Here is a 19,036-nt window from a genome sequence, read left to right as displayed (position 1 = left end):
GGTTGGATTGTTATTTCTGGAATAGATTCTTAATCTATTAAGTATCATAATTGATTTTTATACTGAAACACATACTTACCTGAAAGTTTTTGACAGACACAATAATAACTAGATATAAGTTTAAATTAAATATGCATAGCATATTTAATCAGTTGCTTTTTTAATAGCTGACTATTATCAATAACATTCATACCAATTGTTCTTAACGTCTTTTTCAACAAATTATCACCATTAAACATATCTTGAATAGTTTGCATGGCCGTGAGCATAACTAACGCATCTTTGCGACGATTAAACTCAAATGATTTTAAATTTTTTACAAGCCCAATATCTTTATTAGTTTCGATTAATTGTTTAATGGTTGAAACTAATAAAGCAGAATCTTGAAAACCTAAATTTACCCCTTGTCCTGCTAAAGGGTGAATAGTATGAGCAGCATCGCCAATAAGTACTAACCGATGCTTAATAAATTGTTTAGCAAATCGCGCTTTTAATGGGAATACCATTCTAGGGTTAATTAACTGGCATTTACCAACTTTATCACCAGTCAACCGAAATAATTCGTTCGAAAATTCTGATTCAGAAAGTGAAGTTAAAGTAGACGCATTATCTGGTTTTGTCGACCAAACTAAACAACTTTTATTTACATTCCAAAGAGGAAGAAAAGCAATAATTCCATTGGGATAAAACACTTGCCTAGCACAGGATTGATGAGGATATTCAGTTTGAACAGTTGTAATCACAGCATGATGAAGATAATCACGCTCAAGAACAGAAATATTTTCACTCCTACGCACCCAAGAATGAGCACCATCAGCCCCTATCATTAATTTAGCTTGTAAAACAGCTTTATTTGCAAGTGTCAAAAAGACAAAATCATCATTAAATGTACAATCAACTGCTTCATGGCTATAAATTTTAATATTCGAACAGTTTAAGGCAAACTGGTAAAGATAATGAGAAATGACATTATTTTCAATTATGTATCCAAGATTAGAATAACCGTAATCTTTGGCTTGGGCAGACAAATGAGCTTGACCATTTTTTTCCCATACACCTATCTCAGTAAATTCCTGTACACGCTTGCTATTGCATAAATCATCCCATATACCAATTTTTGAAAAGTAGCGCTGGCTAGCGCCATTAATAGCAGAAGCTCTAATACTTATTTCAGCATGAGGCAAGAATTCATGCTGACAAAGTTTAGTATCTATAATCGCAATGTTTAAATCACATTGGCTAAGTGCACAAGCAGTGGCTAAACCAACTAATCCACCACCAACAATTACTACGTCAAATTGTAAATTCATACTAAATAAATGCAACTATTTATTATCATCTAACTTATTATCACTTTTTGATTCAACTTCGTCATCATTCATCGCTTTTTTAAAGCCTTTCAACGCTAAACCAAGATCCGAACCTAAATTACGTAACTTCTTAGTGCCAAATAATAAAATCACCACGGCAAGAAACACTAAAAGATGTGGAATGCTAAAAGACATAATCAAATCCTCTCAATAAATACAACGCTCTGTTAGGATAAGCTTTAAAACAGATTATATAGGAAACTGATTATACTCTTTTTGTGAAGGGATTTCATGAATAGTTCAAAAATAAAAAAAGACCTGTATAAAACTATACAGGCCAACATGAAATATAAGGAATATAAGGAAAGAAAACAATGAAAAATCCTTACCCTGCTTATTATCCATTTTTTTTCGCTTTCGTCAACGTTTTTATTTATTTTTTCAATTTAAATTATTTCTACATAAAAAATATAAATCAAATAAAATCATAATAATATAAAAAAGCCACCATTAAGATACCTTTGATAAATATCAAATAAACAATAAAAAAACTTTAATTAACACAGCAATAAATATTTTCACACAAAAATACGCATTCTCGAGCAGAAAAAACAATAAATAACTTTTTTTCCCAAAAAAATCAATAGTCATAAAAAAAATGAAAAAACAAGATAAAAAAACAAGATATAAAATAAAAAAACAAATTAGCATAGGAATAAAGCAAAACTAATAGATTTTCAATGTTATTAACGTATACAAAAACACAAAAAAATACATTATAATTAATAAACTTATGCAAGAAATAATGGTTCAAAGATGAATACAATTAAAAATAATAATATTAAAACTTTTAAAGATAGACTATATAGCTCAATGCAAGGGTTATCTGTATCAGCCTTCGCTAAAAAATGTGATATGTCAGAAACAGTAATCCGAGATTATTTATCAGGTAAAACATATCCATCACTTACACGTTTAGAAGTCATTGCTGAAAAATGTAATGTTTCCTTTAATTGGCTTGCCACTGGACATAAATTAGAAGTATTAGATCCTAAAGACAGTGAAGAAGTCTATAACGAAAATATTTATCGTATCCCTGTATATAAAAAACAGTTACCAACAAAAGAAGAAGCACAAAAAGAGCGTTTTGTTAGAGAAACGCCTCCAGTAATGAATTATCCTATTGTTGAAGGTTGGGTTAAGCATCGAGGTTTGGATGCTAAAAAATTAATTATATACTGGGCTAAAGGCGATTTAATGTCGCCAGAAATCAAAAATAATAACGGATTAATTCTTAATACAGAAATAAATGAGATTATTGATGGTGCAATCTATTTAATTGAATATGAAGATATTACCTTTTTGAGAAAGATTCGTTTAACTCTCAATGGATGGTTGTTAATCTGCAATAATAGCCAATATCCGACTATTGAAGTACCTAAAGTAGACTTTCATAAATATCATATTGTTGGACGCGTTGTACTTATTATAAAAGATATATTTTAAGACCATTAGTATAGTAGCTATATATTGACGTTCAAGATATAATCATAATATGAGGAAATATAAAACATCATATTTCCTCATCAGCTTTTTAATATTTATAATATTATAAATCGCAGATATATCTAAAATTTCATGTAACAATTTAATGCATATATAATTTACATATATTTGCGCTATCCTCGTTTTTTATATCATTGATTGTATTATCAATGGAAAACTCTATTATTTGTCAGGCCGAATATGTATCGATTTTTTGAAAAATTAGTATCACCTTATCCAAAAGTTGAATATCAATGTATGCCTAAAAATTTTTTTAATTTCATATGGCAATCAACTAAAGGAACTCGCTTATTTCTACTATTATTAATTATTCTTAGTGCATTCGCTGGTGCTTTTGAAGCCTTTTTATATGCAACTCTTGGTAGGGTTATTGATTGGCTTGCAGCTGTTGAACCTAGCAAATTTTGGCAACAAGAAAAAACAACATTAGTAATATTAGCTTTAATCATCATAGCAAGTACAATTATTATTGGATTACAAACTATTATTAAACATCAATGCTTAGCCGGCAATTTCCCAATGCGAATGCGCTGGAACCTTCATCGGTTGGTACTCAATCAAAGCATGCGTTTTTTCCAAGATGAATTTGCTGGTAGAATATCCGCCAAAGTCATGCAAACAGCGCTTGCAGTTCGTGATACTTGCTTTTTAGTGACGGAGATTTTTATCTATGTCTTTATTTCGTTTATTACTATGGCAACAATCATCGGGCAATTAGATCTTTGGCTATTAATTCCATTTATAGGCTGGTGTCTAATTTATGGTATTGCTATGTATTATTTTATTCCTCGTCTAAGTAAAGTTGCTAGCATGCAAGCAGATGCTCGTTCTACGATGACAGGAAGAGTTACCGATGCCTATACCAACATCATGACAGTAAAACTTTTTTCTCATGCTGGCAATGAGGCAAAATACGCTAAAGAATCAATGGATGATTTTTTAGTCACTGTCAATAAACAAATGCGCTTAGTCAGTAGCTTTGAAATTGTTAATCATTTAATGTCTATTTTGTTGATACTAAGCACTACAGGTATTGCCTTATGGCTATGGAGTAATCAATTAATTGGTGTTGGTGCAATTGCAACAACAACCGCTGTAGCGCTTCGATTAAACAGTTTTTCACATTGGATCATGTGGGAATTGGCAGCTTTATTTGAGAATATTGGCATAGTTAAAGATGGGATTAATACTTTTTCAGCCACTAAAACAGTTATTGATCAACCTAATGCAACATCACTTCATGTTACCCAAGGGAAAATCGAATTTAAGCACATCCATTTTGCTTATGATAAAAAACAACACAACTCAATTATTGAAGATTTAAATTTAACAATCAAACCTGGTGAAAAGATTGGTTTGGTCGGTCGTTCTGGAGCTGGAAAATCAACGCTTATTAATTTATTACTTCGTTTTTACGATTTACAAAGTGGTAATATTTTTATTGATGGTCAAGATATTACTGCCGTTAATCAAGAAAGCTTACGTTCTAAAATCGGTATGGTGACACAAGATACTTCGTTATTGCATCGCTCAGTACGAGAAAACTTACTTTACGGTAACAAAAATGCTTCTGAAGAGGAAATGATAGATGCCGCCAAAAAGGCTCATGCAGATAAATTTATTCAAACACTCGTTGATACAAGAGGTAAAACAGGATACGACGCTTTTGTTGGTGAACGAGGTATAAAATTATCCGGAGGGCAAAGGCAACGTATTGCCATTGCTCGCGTCATTTTAAAAAATGCCCCTATTTTATTATTAGATGAAGCAACAAGTGCATTAGACTCTGAAATTGAGCAAGCAATTCAAGAAAGTCTATATACTTTAATGGAAGGAAAAACCGTTATTGCTATTGCCCATCGATTATCTACAATTGCGGCAATGGATAAACTAATCGTACTTGATCGAGGTAAAATCATCGAACAAGGAACCCATCAAGAATTATTAAACAAGAATGGTTTATACGCACAGCTTTGGAAACATCAGAGCTGTGGTTTTTTAGCCGATAACTTTTAATTTACAAAGAAGGTCAGGACTTATACTAAATATAAAATATATGTATCCTGACCACACTTTATTAATTAATAAAATTTTTATAGAATTCCGATTCAAATCGCATGACTGCACTATTTTTGGGCTCTCCTTTATTATCAGCTTGGTATCCTGATAATAGCTGCACAAATGCAACATATTCCCCTTCAGACTTTTGGATAAATCCAGCTAAGTTATAGCAACCTTGAATATAACCTGTTTTGGCTCGTATTGTTTCTTTAAAAGGTGCTTGATTAAGACTTTTTCGATTCTGCAAAGTACCATCAACTCCAGCAATTGGTAACATTTCAATAATTCTTAATTTTGTATTATTAGCTGCAATATATTGTAGAATTTCCATTAACTTATCGGCGCTAACCAAGTTTAATCTAGATAATCCAGAACCATCAGCAATAACTAAATTTTCTAAATTTATACCCGCTTTTTTACGTAAAATTTGCTTAACAGCATCACCGCCATTACGCCATGTACCTTGAACATTATAATAATGGGCCCCTAAAGTCCTAAATATAGCATCTGCATACAAATTATTTGATTTTTTAAGCATAACTGTCAACAGTTCAGAAAGTTGAGCTGATTGGCTAGAGGCTAATAATGACAACTGAGCATTAGTCCTTTGATTACGTTCAATAATAGTTCCTGTATACGTTATTTTTTTTTGTTTAAGCTCATTTTTTAAAATTTTCGAAAAATATTCAACACTATCAATTACTGCAAATTTTAACGGTATTTTATCTGAACTTACAGCAATGCATCCTGATAAATGGTAATGGTTTTTATCTGAGTAGTTTACATCTAATTCACAATATTTATCATTTAAATCCTTACTATTAGCAGCAATAGTTCTGACATCACCAGTAAGAATAATAGGAGTATTGGAAGATACCGTAACAGAGGCTTTGGAACCGACCTTACCCGGAATAATGGTTGCATTAAAACAGTTATTATCAATAATAGCTGCAGATGGCGGAGCACTATAACATGCAGTTAAGTTATTCCAGGACCAGCCCGATGCTTTATCATGACTTGTAAAAATTGAAGTATCCAAAATCACATTTCCTGAAATTTTCTCAATACCTTTTTGGCTCAGTGTTGCAATCATGCTTTTTAATCGATCACGAGTAAAAGTTGGATCTCCACTTAATTGAATAATAAGATCACCATTTAACTGTTTATTACTTATTGAGCCATTGGTTTGTATACGAGTTATAAAACGGAAATCATTACCCAGTTCAAGCTGAGCAGCTAACGCAGTTATCACTTTTTGAGTGCTTGCTGGTTGTTTGAATTGATTACTTTTATATTTTGCTAATGTTTTAGGATTACGCCCAACAGATTGAACCAAAATGGATAAATCACTTCCTTTAGGTAAAGAAGATATATAAGGCTCTACTGGTTGTGCATATAATAATCCCGAAATAAAAGGAAGAAGAGTAAGAATAATTATCCTAAATTTTGTCATAAATACTGGCTCAAAATATTATTAAATTAAAACAGTTAAATAAGACTTGCAAATATAACTTTTTTTGATTTAGCTAGCAATATATACTCTATCACTTTTATAATTATATATTACGGTTAAATTAGATAAACCAACTATTCAAATTATCTAAAATCAATTAAAACTAGGTAATATAAATATGATGCAAAGTTCATTAGGATTTCCAATAGAGACCATGTTGGTATTTGTTGTGCTAGCCTTGGCTGCAATTATTGTTGATTTATATGCTCACCATAACGATAAACCTATCAGTTTAAAAAATGCCATTATATGGTCACTTTTTTGGATAATTGTTGCACTGGGGTTTGCACTATTTTTATACATTCATCATGGGAGTACTACTGCTAGCTTATTTGTTGCTGGTTACGTCCTTGAAAAAGCACTATCTGTCGATAATTTGTTTGTCATTATGGCTATTTTTTCTTGGTTTTCAGTACCTAATAATTATCGACATCGCTTACTTTATTGGGGAGTTATTGGCGCTATTATATTCCGCACCATATTTGTTGTAATTGGAACAGGTTTGTTATATTTAGGTCCTTGGATGGAATTAGCTTTTTCAATATTAGTAGCTTGCACTGGAATAATAATGCTAAAAAATCAAGATAATGGTCAAGACATAAAGGATTATTCAAATCACTTAACTTTTCGCATCGCCAAACGTATTTTTCCATCTTACCCCAAAATTGTCGGTCATCACATTTTATTAACCAAAAAACAACTTGATAGAGAACTTGCAAAACCTGAGAATAGCAATTTAGTTGGTAAAATACCTAAAAGTGTTTTTTATGCTACACCGCTGTTTTCATGTATTGTTGTAATTGAGTTAAGTGACGTTATCTTTGCGTTTGATTCTGTTCCTGCCGTGATTGCTGTAAGCCAAGAACCGTTAATTGTCTATAGCTCGATGATTTTTGCTATTTTGGGTCTTAGAACTATGTATTTTATTTTACAAGCCATGAAACAGTATTTAGCTCATCTTGATAAGGCAGTTATCTGTTTACTCTTTTTTATTGCCGGAAAATTGGCTTTAAATGCAAGTAATCATCTATTTGGATACGGTATTGATATAGATCCAATTACCAGTCTTTATATCGTTTTAGGCACACTAGCTTTAGGAATTATTGCTAGCATCATCTGTCCGAAAAAATAAAGTGCGATAATTAGAGTAAAAATATTGGCAGGTTTTCCTGCCATTTTTAGTATAAATTTATTGACGTTTTAAAGATCGAATAAAATAACTTACACCTAAAATAACAAACCAAATAGGTGTTGCCACTAATGCCTGGCGAGTATCAATCTCAAAAGTAAGTAATACAATCACGAAGGCAAAAAAAGCCAAACAGACGCAGCACATAAAAATACCACCTGGCATTTTAAATTGAGATTGTTCATGTAAGTTTATTTTTTTGCGACGATAAGCAATATAAGAAATAAGAATCATCGACCAAATAAACATAAATAAAATAGCCGAAATTGTAGTTACTATAGTAAAAGCTTCCATGACATTAGGCACTAAATAAATCAAAACAACTCCACCAAATAAACATGTGCACGAGAATAATAGCCCATTAGCCGGTACAGAGCGACTCGATAATTTCCCAAACGGTTCTGGAGCATCTTGTTTTTTAGCAAGCCCAAACAGCATTCTGCTTGTTGAGTAAATACCACTATTAGCAGATGATGCTGCTGAAGTTAATACTACAAAATTAATAATACTTGCAGCAGCGGGCAAGCCAATTAGAGTGAATAATTCTACAAAAGGACTTTTGTTTGGAGAAATAAACATCCATGGCGTTACACTCATAATAATGATTAAAGCAAAAACATAGAAAAAGATGATACGCGCAGGCACTGAATTAATTGCACGAGGCAAATTTTTGCAAGGATCAACGGTTTCTGCTGCAGTTGTGCCAACTAACTCAATCCCAACAAAAGCAAAAATAGCAATTTGAAATCCAGCAAAAAAACCCATACTACCATGAGGGAAAAAGCCCCCGTATTCCCACAAATTCGAAAATGCAGCTGTGGTACCCGTTTGTTCGGAATGAAAAGCAGTCAAAATGAGTACGAGTCCAATTCCTATCAATGCTAAAATTGCAATAATCTTAATCATTGAAAACCAAAATTCTGTTTCACCAAACATTTTTACCGTTAATAAGTTTAGTGTTAAAAGTAAGGCAACTGTTAATAACATTGGTATCCATGACTGCAGTTCAGGAAACCAATGTTGCGCATATCCAGCAATTGCAATAACGTCGGCAATCCCTGTAATTACCCAACAAAACCAATATGTCCAACCAGTAAAAAATCCAGCCCAAGGCCCCAAAAGGTCATTGGCAAAATCACTAAAAGATTTGTACTTTAAATTAGAAAGAAGGATTTCCCCCATCGCCCGCATAACAAAAAAAAGGATAAAACCAATAATCATATAAACAAAAATAATAGAAGGACCAGCAAGACTAATTGTCTTTCCTGAACCCATAAATAAACCAGTCCCAATTGCCCCACTGATTGCAATTAATTGAATATGACGGTTAGAAAGATTTCGCTTTAGATCATTTTTTGAGGATGTAATGCTCATCGCTATTATTTCCTTTTATTTTCTATATTTCTCGACTTACTAAGAGTCTAGGACTATAAAGTCTATAGAATAAAATCGCAAGTTGAATTGTTATGAAAACTTTTTATGGATTCATAATAATTATCTGTAGTTTCTTATAATAGAATTGTGTAGCATAACCAGCCATATTGCTTAACTTATTATAATTATTTTCCAAGATGAAAAAAAAAGATCGTTATTATTATTTTTATTTTTTTAGTATTTTACTTGTTTTATCTATTTTTATTGGTAGCCAATACTATTCAAATAAACCAACTAATCAAGGCCAACAATATAAAGATGGGAGATTATCTTTACCACTTAACATTAATCAGCCTCAATTAAGTATTCCTATCAACATATCAGACTACATTATTCAAATAGCTAAAATTAAATCGTCATCGCCTTCTTTATATAAAAAAAATGAACATATTTATAAAGCAATAAATGAGTGGATTAGCCGTTCTTTAATGGTTGATGAATTTTACAAGGTGGGACTTAACAGTTACGAAATGGTTGGACAAGATGGGTATGGCAATGTACATTTAACAGGCTACTACACTCCGATAATCAAAGCAAGGCATCAACCAACAGCAGAATTTAAATACCCTATTTATAAGATGCCTGTTGTTAGTGATGAAGAACAACTACCAAATCGTGAACAAATTTATAATGGAGCTCTTTCTGATAGAGATCTTGAAATTGCATACAGTAATTCCTTAATGGATAACTTTATTATGGAAGTACAAGGTAGTGCCTATATTGATTTTGAAGATGGTTCACCTTTAGTCTTCTTCAGCTATGGAGGTAAAAATAATTATGGCTATTCTAGTATAGGAAGATTATTAGTAGAACAAGGCGAAATAGAAAAAGAAAAAATTTCTATACAATCAATTAAAGATTGGGCAAAAAACAAACCAGAAAATCAAATTAAAGCTTTACTAATTCAAAACCGTTCATTTGTTTTTTTTAATCCACAATATAATGCTGAAGTTACGGGGGCGGCCGAAATACCTTTGGTTGCAAATGCATCAGTCGCATCGGATAAATCAGTCATTCCTTTAGGATCTGTAGTATTAGTTGATGTGCCGCTTCTTGAAGACGATGGGCAATATCGAGGCAGACGAGAAACTCGACTTATGGTTGCACTTGATGTTGGTGGTGCTATAAAAGGTCAACATTTTGACCTTTATCTAGGAATAGGAGATAAAGCAGGAAAATTAGCCGGATACTATAACCATTATGGACGCGCATGGGTACTACAGCCTTAAACTACTAACATCGACGCCATCAAAAGAACCTGTTAGAATAAAGTAATACAAGCTGAATTAAGGATAACTCATGAGATTATGTGACAGAGATATCGAAGCATATTTAAAAAATGGTAAATTAAAAATAACACCGCAGCCTGCAGCAAGCTGTATTAATGGTGCGACTGTTGATGTTAGATTAGGTAATCAATTTCGTACTTTTCGAGAACATACTACACCTTATATAGATTTAAGTGGTCCAAAAGAAGAAGTATCTGCAGTCTTGGAACGAGTGATGAGTGAAGAAATAGTATTACCTGAAGGTGACGCCTTTTACTTACATCCTGGTGAGTTAGCATTAGCTGTAACTTTAGAATCAGTCACTATTCCTGACGATTTAGTTGGCTGGTTAGATGGCCGTTCATCACTTGCTAGATTAGGTCTAATGGTTCACGTTACAGCTCATCGTATCGACCCTGGCTGGCAAGGACAAATTGTATTAGAATTTTATAATTCAGGAAAAATTCCATTAGCACTTAGGCCTGGAATGACAATCGGCGCGCTCAGTTTTGAAACGCTAAGTGGTCCTGCGGCAAGACCATACAATCGGAGGTTAGATGCAAAATATAAAGACCAGTATGGTGCTGTTGCCAGTCGTATTGATAAAGACTGAATAATTGATAACCATAACGAAGGAACATTAATATGATCAAAAAAATATTGGTTATTCTATTTGCCTTAATTCTAGTCATAACAATTAGTATTGTTTCATTGATTGTTTTTGTTGATCCCAACAACTTTCGTGGGTTTATTTCTGATACAGTTAAAGATAAAACAGGATATGAATTATCCATCGATGGAAATTTACGTTGGCATATATGGCCGCAAGTGAGTATTTTAACTGATTCAATTAAGCTAACTGATGCAGGAGCTTCAAAACCCCTTTTAACTGCAGATAATATGAGATTAGACGTTGAGTTACTACCTCTATTCTCCAAAAAATTATCAGTCAAAAATGTTTTTATAAAATCAGCAGTTATCAGTATCACCAATGAAAGTAAAGGCAATATTGCAAAAAATGGTACAAAAACATCATCTAATACGACTACGAATAAACCAACTGATTCTAAAGATCAAGAAATTTCATCTAATTGGAAATTTAGCTTAAATAAATTTGAAGTTAGTGATAGTACTGTGACATTACAACATAATAATGATTTAATTAACTTTAGAAATATTAATCTAGTGTTAGAACAAAATAGTGAAAAAAATATTTCTATCGATTTAAAAGGTAATATAGATAAAAATCAACAAGATTTATCTTATTTGATACATGCATATGTCGATTTAAATCAATTTCCAGAACAAGCGTTAATCGATTTAAAGAAATTAGATTTCATTTATAAAGGTGTAGACAATTCAACAAAAGAGCTAAAAGGTAACATTAGCGGTGTATTTAACTACCAACATCCACAAATGTTACTTAAAAGCCAAAATTTAACTTTTTCAATTAATGAAAATCATTTTACTGCCACAATAAATGCTGATTTAGCAAATAAACCATATATAAATTTGCAGTTAAATTCAGATAAAATCGATCTCACTTCGTTCTTGAAAACAAATCAAAATTCAAATAAAGAAGCAAATCCTCAACAAACTTCACCAGTGGTGTCGAATGTCACAAAAATCAATAATGAATTAAACTTTCTGAATAATTTTAATGCTAAAGCTAAATTAAATATTAAACAGATTAATGCTAACAAAGTAACATTAAATAATATTGACATTGATATGACCAATGAGGAAGGTATTGCAATATTTAAAAAGATTAACTTTGATATTGCTAATGGCCATATAGCTGCAACTGGTTTAGCAAATGGTAAACAAAAAAGTACACTAATGAAGCTTAATACCAAAATATCCAATGTTGATTTAAATACATTTTTTAATCAATTAAATATAGCACATGATCTAGAGGGTTTATTTAACGCTACTGGAGATTTAGAAAGCAACAGCTTATCTGGTTCAAAAATCTTAGCCAACTTGCAAGGAAATTTGAATATAGTAGTAACTAATGCAAGGCTAAATAATTTAAATATTCAAAGAATCATCCAAAATACGGCAACTCAATATTCAAAGGACATCATGACTCCTGAAAATCAAAAAAAATATACTGAATTCCATAAAATTTCAGCTATTGGTAATTTGAGGCAAGGTAATTTGCAATTGTCGACATTAAATGCCAATTCTGAAACTCTTGATGTCATTGATGGATCAGGGCGAGTTGGTTTTTTAAAACAAGATTTGGATGTTAATTTGAATTTAAAAATATTAGGTGGCTGGAACGGTAAAAGTGAAACAATTAGTAAACTGCAAAAGTTAACAATACCACTACGTATTTATGGGCAATTTGCTAATCTTCATTATCAAATAGATATGAGTAAATTAATTACCGATGCACTAAGCGATAAATTACAAGACCGTTTAGACAAACTCCGCGAAAAATTAAAAACTCATGACTCTAAAGATAATTCAAAATCTAAATCAAAAGCTGCAGATATCTTAGGCGAGCTAATAAGAAAGTAACAAGAAAAAAGGTGAAGTTGAGCAAATTCATCTTCACCTCTTTATGTTTAGAAGTTAAACTTTTTATAAAATAAACTTACTTAGATCTTCATCTGCAACAAGCTTATCTAAATGATCGCTTACATATTTAGCATCAATAGTTACAGTTTCTCCACCGAGTTCACTAGCTTCGAATGAAACATCTTCCATCAAGCGTTCCAAAACAGTATGCAACCTGCGGGCACCAATATTTTCATTTTGCTCATTTACTTGCCATGCTGATTCCGCAATTTTACGAATACCATCCGAGGTAAAATCGATGTTAACTCCTTCAGTTGCCATTAGAGCTTTATACTGAACAGTAAGTGAAGCATTTGGTTCGGTTAAAATACGTTCAAAATCTTCACTTGTTAGAGCTTGTAATTCAACCCTAATTGGTAATCTGCCTTGTAATTCAGGAATTAAATCAGATGGATTTGCTGTTTGGAAAGCACCTGATGCAATGAACAAAATATGATCCGTTTTAACAGATCCATGTTTAGTCGACACTGTACAACCTTCAACCAATGGTAAAAGATCTCGTTGTACTCCCTCACGTGAAACATCTGGGCCTGAAGAATTACCACGTTTACAAACTTTATCTATTTCATCAATAAAAACAATTCCATTTTGTTCTACTGCTTCAATCGCCTCATGTTTAAGATCATCAGGATTAACCAATTTAGCAGCTTCTTCTTCAATGAGTTGTTTGAGCGCATCTTTAATCTTCATTTTACGTGATTTTGTTTTTTGTCCACCTAAATTTTGAAACATTGACTGTAATTGATTGGTCATCTCTTCCATACCTGGAGGAGCCATAATTTCAACACCAATATTAACACCAGCTAATTCGATTTCTATCTCTTTGTCATCAAGTGAACCTTCACGTAATTTTTTGCGGAAAGCTTGTCTTGCTGTTGTATTATTATCTTCAACTTGTCCCCACCCATCTTTAGCTGGTGGTACAAGTACATCCAAAATGCGCTCTTCAGCTAATTCTTCCGCTCGATTACGATTGCGTTCAATCGCCTCTTGACGGATCATTTTTACTGCAGAATCAGTTAAATCCCGAATAATTGAATCAACTTCTTTCCCCACATAACCAACTTCGGTAAACTTAGTTGCTTCTACTTTAATAAACGGTGCATGCGCTAATTTGGCTAGACGTCTTGCAATTTCAGTTTTACCAACACCTGTTGGCCCAATCATAAGTATATTTTTTGGTGTAACTTCATGACGTAATGTTTCATCTAGTTGCATACGGCGCCAACGATTACGTAACGCAATTGCAACAGAACGTTTTGCTTTTTCTTGCCCAATAATATGTTGATTTAGTTCGCTTACAATTTCACGAGGAGTCATTTCAGACATAGTTAAATTTCTCTTAAATCAGATTAATAATTAAGTTCTTCAATTGTTTGGAAATTATTGGTATAAACACAAATGTCTCCAGCAATCGATAATGATTTTTGCACAATATCATGTGCAGAAAGTGAGGTATTATCTAGTAGTGCTCGTGCCGCTGCTTGCGCATAAGGGCCTCCAGAACCAATAGCAATTAAGTCATCTTCTGGTTGAATGACATCACCAGTACCTGTAATAATCAATGATGCACTTTCATCAGCAACAGCAAGTAGTGCCTCTAGCTTACGTAGCATTCTATCTGTTCGCCAGTCTTTAGCTAGTTCGACAGCTGCTTTAGTTAAATGTCCTTGATGCATCTCTAGTTTTCTTTCAAACAGTTCAAATAGTGTAAAAGCATCTGCTGTACCGCCAGCAAAACCTGCAATCACTTTGTTATTATATAAACGACGAACTTTACGAGCATTTCCCTTCATAATAATACGCTCGCCGAGCGTAACTTGCCCATCGCCACCTATAACCACTTGACCTTCACGACGGACACTGACAATTGTCGTCATATTCTGCTCCTTCTTTCACTTAAGTAACTTTATTCGGAATGAATAGACTATATATAGGGATGATTAATATAATTTCAACATTTTAATTTGAAGATATTGTTAATTTATTTTAAAAAAATTTCTGGAAATATAGCGTTTGCGAATAAAAACTATTTTGGTTGAAAGTCAATTGTCATTATTTTTACTTGATTATAAAATGTACTCGCAGGTTTTGGAATAATAGCTTGTTTAGTTGCAGAAAGGGCTTCTCGACATAATGCATCATCACCACCTTTTGCACTCACATCAAGCAATAAACCATCGGGTGCAATTTGAATTTCTAATACACAATTTCGGCCACTATATAATTTATTAGGATTAATAAACTTATTACTAATCGCATTTTGAACTAATGATTTGTATTTATTTAGCTCTCCATCAGAAACACCTTTACGACTAGCAGCACCACCTGATGGATTAGATGTGCCTGATGTTAACCCGTTTAGTAAATTATCAAGTTCTTTATCTTTTTTAGCTTGTGCAGCTCGCTTAGCTTTATCGGCAGCAGCTTTTTCAGCGGCTTGCTTTTTTGCTTGCTCTTCTTTCTCTTTAGCTAACTCAGCTTGTTTTTGTTCATTTTCAATTCTCTGCTTTTCTATAATTTCCTGTTCGGCTTTAGCTTTAGCTTCTTGTTCAGCTTTTTGTTTAATTAACTCTTCTTGTTTACGTTGATTTTCCTCACGTTGCTTTTCTAATAGCTCTCGCTCAGCTTTTAATTTAGCTTCTTGCTCAGCTTTTTGTTTAGCTAATTCCGCTTGCTGTTGTTCTAAACGCTGCTTTTCAGCTTGTCTTTGCTGTTCTTCTAGCTGTTCTTTAGCTTTACGTTCATCTTCTTCTTTTTGCCTTGCTACCCGTGCCGCCTGTGCAGCCTCTGCCTCTTTCTTTTGTAGTTCTTCTACTTTTAAGCGCTCTCTTTCTAACTCTTTAAGTCGTTGCTGTTGAGCCAGTTGCTGTTCTTGTAAAGCTTGAGCCTGCTCTTCTATTTGTTGCTGCCTTTGTTGCTCAGCCCGCTTTTGGCTAATCTGTGTTTTTAGTTGTCTTTGGTATTGTTCATTCATTACAGAAGGATCAACCATAATAGCATCGATAGAGTTGCCGTTAAAGCTACCATAATTAACATCATTACTATACATAACTCGGTAACCTAAAATAATAATTAAAATGATATGTAGTATAATAGATATTACAATAGCTATACTTAATTTTGAATTTGACTTATGAGACATTGCTGACATCTTTTATAATATTTAAATTGGTTGAGTCATTAATCCTACAGACTTAACACCTGCTGATTGTAATAAATTCAACGCTTTTATAATTTCTTCATAGGGAACATCTTTAGCTCCACCAACTAAAAACACGGCCTTTTCATTAAGCAACATCTGTTGCTTAACTTCTGCAACAATTTTTTCTTGTGGTAAATTAGCTTGACGGTCCTGCTCAATAATTAGAGCATAAACTCCAACACCTGATACTTCAATAATGATTGGTTTAGTTTCTGATGGTGAAATCGTCTTAGATTCCGATGCTTCAGGTAGATCAACTTCAACACTTTGACTAATAATTGGTGCCGTTGCCATAAAAATAAGCACTAATACTAATAGTACATCAAGTAAAGGTACTATATTGATCTCAGATTTAGTCGAATAACGAGAACGTCTGCTTCTACTCATAATTATTTCCTAACAGCAACTGCTTGGCGTTGTAAAATTGCAGAAAATTCATCAATAAAGTTAAGATAGCTTTGTTCAATTCGACTCACACTCAATGATAAACGATTATAAGCAAGTACGGCAGGAATAGCAGCAAATAGACCAATTGCGGTTGCAATTAATGCTTCAGCAATCCCTGGCGCAACCATCTGTAACGTTGCCTGTTTAACTGCACCTAAAGAAATAAATGCATGCATAATTCCCCAAACAGTACCAAACAAACCAATATATGGACTAATAGAACCTACTGTACCTAGAAAAGGAATGTGTAATTCAAGGATATCAAGTTCACGATTCATAGCTAAACGCATAGAACGTAATGCTCCATCTAAAGCAGATTCTGCCATATTTGGATTAATTTGATAAAGCCGTGAAAACTCCTTAAAACCTGAATAAAAAATATGCTCTGTACCACTAATTTCTTCTTTATAAAATTTCGCTTTATCAAATAAAATATTTAAACCATCAGCACCCCAAAAACTATTATCAAACTCCTCAACTTGTTTTTTAGCTTTTCCTAAAATCTTACTCCGTTGAAATATAATAGCCCATGATATAACAGAAAAAGTAAGTAGCAATAACATAACACATTGTACTAACAAACCCGCTTGCAAAAATAGATTAATAATGTTCAGATTTTCCACTTATATAAACTCCAAAACTAATAACTTAGGAAGCCCGCATGGCTTCATCTTAGCGATATCTACACAGGCAATAAGCACATCTGCTGTGCTGATAACTCGTTCATTTTGATTAACAATAGTCTGTTTGAAAATAATAGATGCTTTGCGAGTTTGATCCACCTTAGTACTAATAGTAAGCATATCATCTAAACGAGCAGGAAAATGGTAGCTAATATCCATTTTTTTAACAACAAACGCAATATTTTCTTGTAATAAGGTCTGTTGGCTAATTCCTAGTTGTCTTAAAATTTCAGTCCTTGCTCTTTCAAAAAATGCTAGATATCTAGCATGATAAACTACACCGCCTGCATCTGTGTCTTCATAATAAACTCTTGCATTCCAATTGAATTGTTTCATATCCAAATCACACTAATCAAATTTGGTGTTATTATATCTGAATATAAACTTCGCTGCACTATGATATAAAAAACAGCAAATGAAAACAATTATCATTTTCCTTTATTACTAATATTTTACTTACTAATTAAAAAGGTGACTATTTGTCACCTTTTTATTAATTTATACTTGATATTATTTGTTATTAGTTTCTTTTTCGCTACCCCTTTCAACTAACAAACCTGTAACAGCCGATAGCATACATGCAGCAATAATTCCTATAAACCACAAAATGTAATACATAATAGTTCCTTAATAAAGAGAATGTTTATTATTTTCAATATGATTTTTATCTAGTCTTCCAAACATTTTGATATATGACCAAATAGTGTATATAAGGACAATAGGTAAAAATATAAGAACCACAATAAACATAATATTAAGTGTTAATTGGCTTGATGATGCATCCCATATTGTTAAACTTGCATTTGGCATAATGCTTGAAGGCATAATAAATGGAAAAGTTGCAATACCATAGGTAAATAAAACACAGGCAATTGTTAATACTGATGAAATAAATACTAATGCATTTTTGTTTAGACTAGAAAAAAGAATAGTAAGCAGTGGTAACACCATACCTAAAACAGGGACTATCCATAAAACTGGATAATTCAGATAGTTATCTAACCATGAAGCATCAGTAGCAACTGTTTTAGTCAATGGATTAGATGCTGCATTATAATCAATCACACTGGTAACTTCATAACCATGAATGCCAAATGCAACCCAAACTCCAGCCAAAACAAATGCAATTAACATTACTAAGCTAGCAATTTGTGTAGCCTTTCTGGCTCTTAAATAAAGTTCCCCTGATGTTTTCATTTGTAACCAAGCACCACCATGAGCAACAAATAACATTAAGCTAACAACGCCAGTCAACAATGCAAAAGGATTAAGCAAACCAAAGAAGTTACCATCATAAAATACACGATAAGAGTTATCAAATCGGAAAGGAACACCTTCTAATAAGTTACCAAAAGCAACACCAAAAACTAATGCTGGCACAAAGCTACCTGCAAAAATACCAGCATCCCATAAATTACGCCATTTTGAATTTTCTAGTTTACTACGATAATCAAAACCAATTGGTCTAAAAAATAACGCACAAAGAACTAAAATCATTGCAATATAAAAACCAGAAAACGACGCAGCGTATACCATTGGCCAAGCAGCAAATATTCCTGCACCAGCAGTAATTAACCATACTTGGTTACCATCCCAATGAGGAGCAATTGCATTAATCATAATGCGACGTTCTGTATCAGTCTTACCAATAAATGGTAATAAAATACCGACGCCCATATCAAACCCATCTGTTACAACAAAACCGATTAAAACAACACTAATCAGCACCCACCAGATGACGCGTACAATCTCGTAATCAATCATTGTGTATACT

The 19,036-nt window shown here is 32.8% G+C and carries 17 protein-coding genes; 6 read left to right on the top strand and 11 right to left on the bottom strand.

Annotated features, from left to right (window positions below):
- Positions 1-125 precede the first annotated feature (125 nt).
- Both A9G32_RS10535 and A9G32_RS10530 read right to left on the bottom strand, forming a co-directional pair.
- Positions 126-1,310: an FAD-dependent monooxygenase gene (locus A9G32_RS10535; RefSeq protein WP_034909725.1), complete on the bottom strand. Its 1,185-nt coding sequence runs from the start codon at positions 1,308-1,310 to the stop codon at positions 126-128.
- A 15-nt stretch (positions 1,311-1,325) separates the two neighbouring features.
- Positions 1,326-1,505, bottom strand: a complete 180-nt coding sequence (locus tag A9G32_RS10530; protein WP_034909727.1) for a Sec-independent protein translocase subunit TatA — start codon at positions 1,503-1,505, stop codon at positions 1,326-1,328.
- 621 nt (positions 1,506-2,126) lie between these two features.
- Between A9G32_RS10530 and A9G32_RS10525 the strand changes: the two genes are divergently transcribed.
- Together A9G32_RS10525 and A9G32_RS10520 are read left to right on the top strand one after the other, a co-directional pair.
- Entirely contained in the window at positions 2,127-2,816 is a 690-nt protein-coding gene (locus A9G32_RS10525; protein ID WP_034909729.1) for a LexA family transcriptional regulator, read from the top strand.
- A 240-nt stretch (positions 2,817-3,056) separates the two neighbouring features.
- Entirely contained in the window at positions 3,057-4,892 is a 1,836-nt protein-coding gene (locus A9G32_RS10520) for an ABC transporter ATP-binding protein (RefSeq protein ID WP_065589527.1), read from the top strand.
- Positions 4,893-4,953: 61 nt separating this feature from the next.
- Here the strand turns inward: A9G32_RS10520 and dacB are convergent, their stop codons facing one another.
- Positions 4,954-6,390 (bottom strand): serine-type D-Ala-D-Ala carboxypeptidase, encoded by a 1,437-nt coding sequence (gene dacB, locus A9G32_RS10515; protein ID WP_065589526.1) that lies wholly within the window; start codon positions 6,388-6,390, stop codon positions 4,954-4,956.
- Between the two features lie 178 nt (positions 6,391-6,568).
- Here dacB and A9G32_RS10510 point away from each other — a divergent pair, with 178 nt between their 5' ends.
- Positions 6,569-7,582 carry a TerC/Alx family metal homeostasis membrane protein gene (locus A9G32_RS10510; protein ID WP_065589525.1) on the top strand — a complete coding sequence of 338 codons (1,014 nt, stop codon included), beginning with the start codon at positions 6,569-6,571 and terminating at the stop codon, positions 7,580-7,582.
- A gap of 57 nt (positions 7,583-7,639) precedes the next feature.
- Here the strand turns inward: A9G32_RS10510 and cycA are convergent, their stop codons facing one another.
- The gene (cycA, locus tag A9G32_RS10505) at positions 7,640-9,013 is read right to left on the bottom strand and encodes a D-serine/D-alanine/glycine transporter (protein WP_065589524.1); all 1,374 of its coding nucleotides are present in this window, start codon (positions 9,011-9,013) and stop codon (positions 7,640-7,642) included.
- Between the two features lie 197 nt (positions 9,014-9,210).
- Between cycA and mltA the strand changes: the two genes are divergently transcribed.
- From mltA to asmA, 3 genes are all read left to right on the top strand, one after another.
- A complete protein-coding gene (gene mltA, locus A9G32_RS10500) occupies positions 9,211-10,302 on the top strand; it encodes a murein transglycosylase A (protein WP_081296825.1) in 1,092 nt (363 codons plus the stop codon).
- A 70-nt stretch (positions 10,303-10,372) separates the two neighbouring features.
- Positions 10,373-10,954 carry a dCTP deaminase gene (gene dcd / locus A9G32_RS10495; RefSeq protein WP_065589523.1) on the top strand — a complete coding sequence of 194 codons (582 nt, stop codon included), beginning with the start codon at positions 10,373-10,375 and terminating at the stop codon, positions 10,952-10,954.
- A gap of 32 nt (positions 10,955-10,986) precedes the next feature.
- Positions 10,987-12,867: an outer membrane assembly protein AsmA gene (gene asmA, locus A9G32_RS10490; RefSeq protein ID WP_065589522.1), complete on the top strand. Its 1,881-nt coding sequence runs from the start codon at positions 10,987-10,989 to the stop codon at positions 12,865-12,867.
- Positions 12,868-12,930: 63 nt separating this feature from the next.
- Here the strand turns inward: asmA and hslU are convergent, their stop codons facing one another.
- From hslU to cydB, 7 genes are all read right to left on the bottom strand, one after another.
- Entirely contained in the window at positions 12,931-14,256 is a 1,326-nt protein-coding gene (gene hslU / locus A9G32_RS10485) for an HslU--HslV peptidase ATPase subunit (RefSeq protein WP_065589521.1), read from the bottom strand.
- 23 nt (positions 14,257-14,279) lie between these two features.
- Positions 14,280-14,807, bottom strand: coding sequence for an ATP-dependent protease subunit HslV (gene hslV / locus A9G32_RS10480; RefSeq protein ID WP_025316169.1), 528 nt, complete (start codon positions 14,805-14,807; stop codon positions 14,280-14,282).
- Between the two features lie 149 nt (positions 14,808-14,956).
- Positions 14,957-16,072: a cell envelope integrity protein TolA gene (gene tolA, locus A9G32_RS10475; RefSeq protein WP_065589578.1), complete on the bottom strand. Its 1,116-nt coding sequence runs from the start codon at positions 16,070-16,072 to the stop codon at positions 14,957-14,959.
- Positions 16,073-16,093: 21 nt separating this feature from the next.
- A complete protein-coding gene (gene tolR / locus A9G32_RS10470) occupies positions 16,094-16,519 on the bottom strand; it encodes a colicin uptake protein TolR (RefSeq protein ID WP_065574447.1) in 426 nt (141 codons plus the stop codon).
- A gap of 2 nt (positions 16,520-16,521) precedes the next feature.
- Positions 16,522-17,202 carry a protein TolQ gene (tolQ, locus tag A9G32_RS10465; protein WP_065589520.1) on the bottom strand — a complete coding sequence of 227 codons (681 nt, stop codon included), beginning with the start codon at positions 17,200-17,202 and terminating at the stop codon, positions 16,522-16,524.
- Entirely contained in the window at positions 17,203-17,598 is a 396-nt protein-coding gene (ybgC, locus tag A9G32_RS10460; RefSeq protein ID WP_141671007.1) for a tol-pal system-associated acyl-CoA thioesterase, read from the bottom strand.
- A 291-nt stretch (positions 17,599-17,889) separates the two neighbouring features.
- A complete protein-coding gene (cydB, locus tag A9G32_RS10455) occupies positions 17,890-19,026 on the bottom strand; it encodes a cytochrome d ubiquinol oxidase subunit II (RefSeq protein WP_065589519.1) in 1,137 nt (378 codons plus the stop codon).
- Positions 19,027-19,036 lie beyond the last annotated feature (10 nt).

The sequence above is a fragment of the Gilliamella sp. Gris3-2 genome, from assembly GCF_001690345.1.
GTDB classification, from domain to species: domain Bacteria; phylum Pseudomonadota; class Gammaproteobacteria; order Enterobacterales; family Orbaceae; genus Gilliamella; species Gilliamella bombi.
This window is presented reverse-complemented; position numbering and strand designations above follow the sequence as displayed.

What these genes read in the sequence shown, in the direction of transcription:
- cydB (WP_065589519.1), bottom strand. Translation starts at nt 19,026, where the DNA reads ATGATTGATTACGAGATTGTACGCGTCATCTGGTGGGTGCTGATTAGT.
- A9G32_RS10525 (WP_034909729.1), top strand. Translation starts at nt 2,127, where the DNA reads ATGAATACAATTAAAAATAATAATATTAAAACTTTTAAAGATAGACTA.
- dcd (WP_065589523.1), top strand. Translation starts at nt 10,373, where the DNA reads ATGAGATTATGTGACAGAGATATCGAAGCATATTTAAAAAATGGTAAA.
- A9G32_RS10520 (WP_065589527.1), top strand. Translation starts at nt 3,057, where the DNA reads ATGTATCGATTTTTTGAAAAATTAGTATCACCTTATCCAAAAGTTGAA.
- dacB (WP_065589526.1), bottom strand. Translation starts at nt 6,390, where the DNA reads ATGACAAAATTTAGGATAATTATTCTTACTCTTCTTCCTTTTATTTCG.
- ybgC (WP_141671007.1), bottom strand. Translation starts at nt 17,598, where the DNA reads ATGAAACAATTCAATTGGAATGCAAGAGTTTATTATGAAGACACAGAT.
- A9G32_RS10535 (WP_034909725.1), bottom strand. Translation starts at nt 1,310, where the DNA reads ATGAATTTACAATTTGACGTAGTAATTGTTGGTGGTGGATTAGTTGGT.
- A9G32_RS10530 (WP_034909727.1), bottom strand. Translation starts at nt 1,505, where the DNA reads ATGTCTTTTAGCATTCCACATCTTTTAGTGTTTCTTGCCGTGGTGATT.
- cycA (WP_065589524.1), bottom strand. Translation starts at nt 9,013, where the DNA reads ATGAGCATTACATCCTCAAAAAATGATCTAAAGCGAAATCTTTCTAAC.
- asmA (WP_065589522.1), top strand. Translation starts at nt 10,987, where the DNA reads ATGATCAAAAAAATATTGGTTATTCTATTTGCCTTAATTCTAGTCATA.
- tolA (WP_065589578.1), bottom strand. Translation starts at nt 16,072, where the DNA reads ATGTCTCATAAGTCAAATTCAAAATTAAGTATAGCTATTGTAATATCT.
- mltA (WP_081296825.1), top strand. Translation starts at nt 9,211, where the DNA reads ATGAAAAAAAAAGATCGTTATTATTATTTTTATTTTTTTAGTATTTTA.
- hslV (WP_025316169.1), bottom strand. Translation starts at nt 14,807, where the DNA reads ATGACGACAATTGTCAGTGTCCGTCGTGAAGGTCAAGTGGTTATAGGT.
- tolR (WP_065574447.1), bottom strand. Translation starts at nt 16,519, where the DNA reads ATGAGTAGAAGCAGACGTTCTCGTTATTCGACTAAATCTGAGATCAAT.
- hslU (WP_065589521.1), bottom strand. Translation starts at nt 14,256, where the DNA reads ATGTCTGAAATGACTCCTCGTGAAATTGTAAGCGAACTAAATCAACAT.
- A9G32_RS10510 (WP_065589525.1), top strand. Translation starts at nt 6,569, where the DNA reads ATGATGCAAAGTTCATTAGGATTTCCAATAGAGACCATGTTGGTATTT.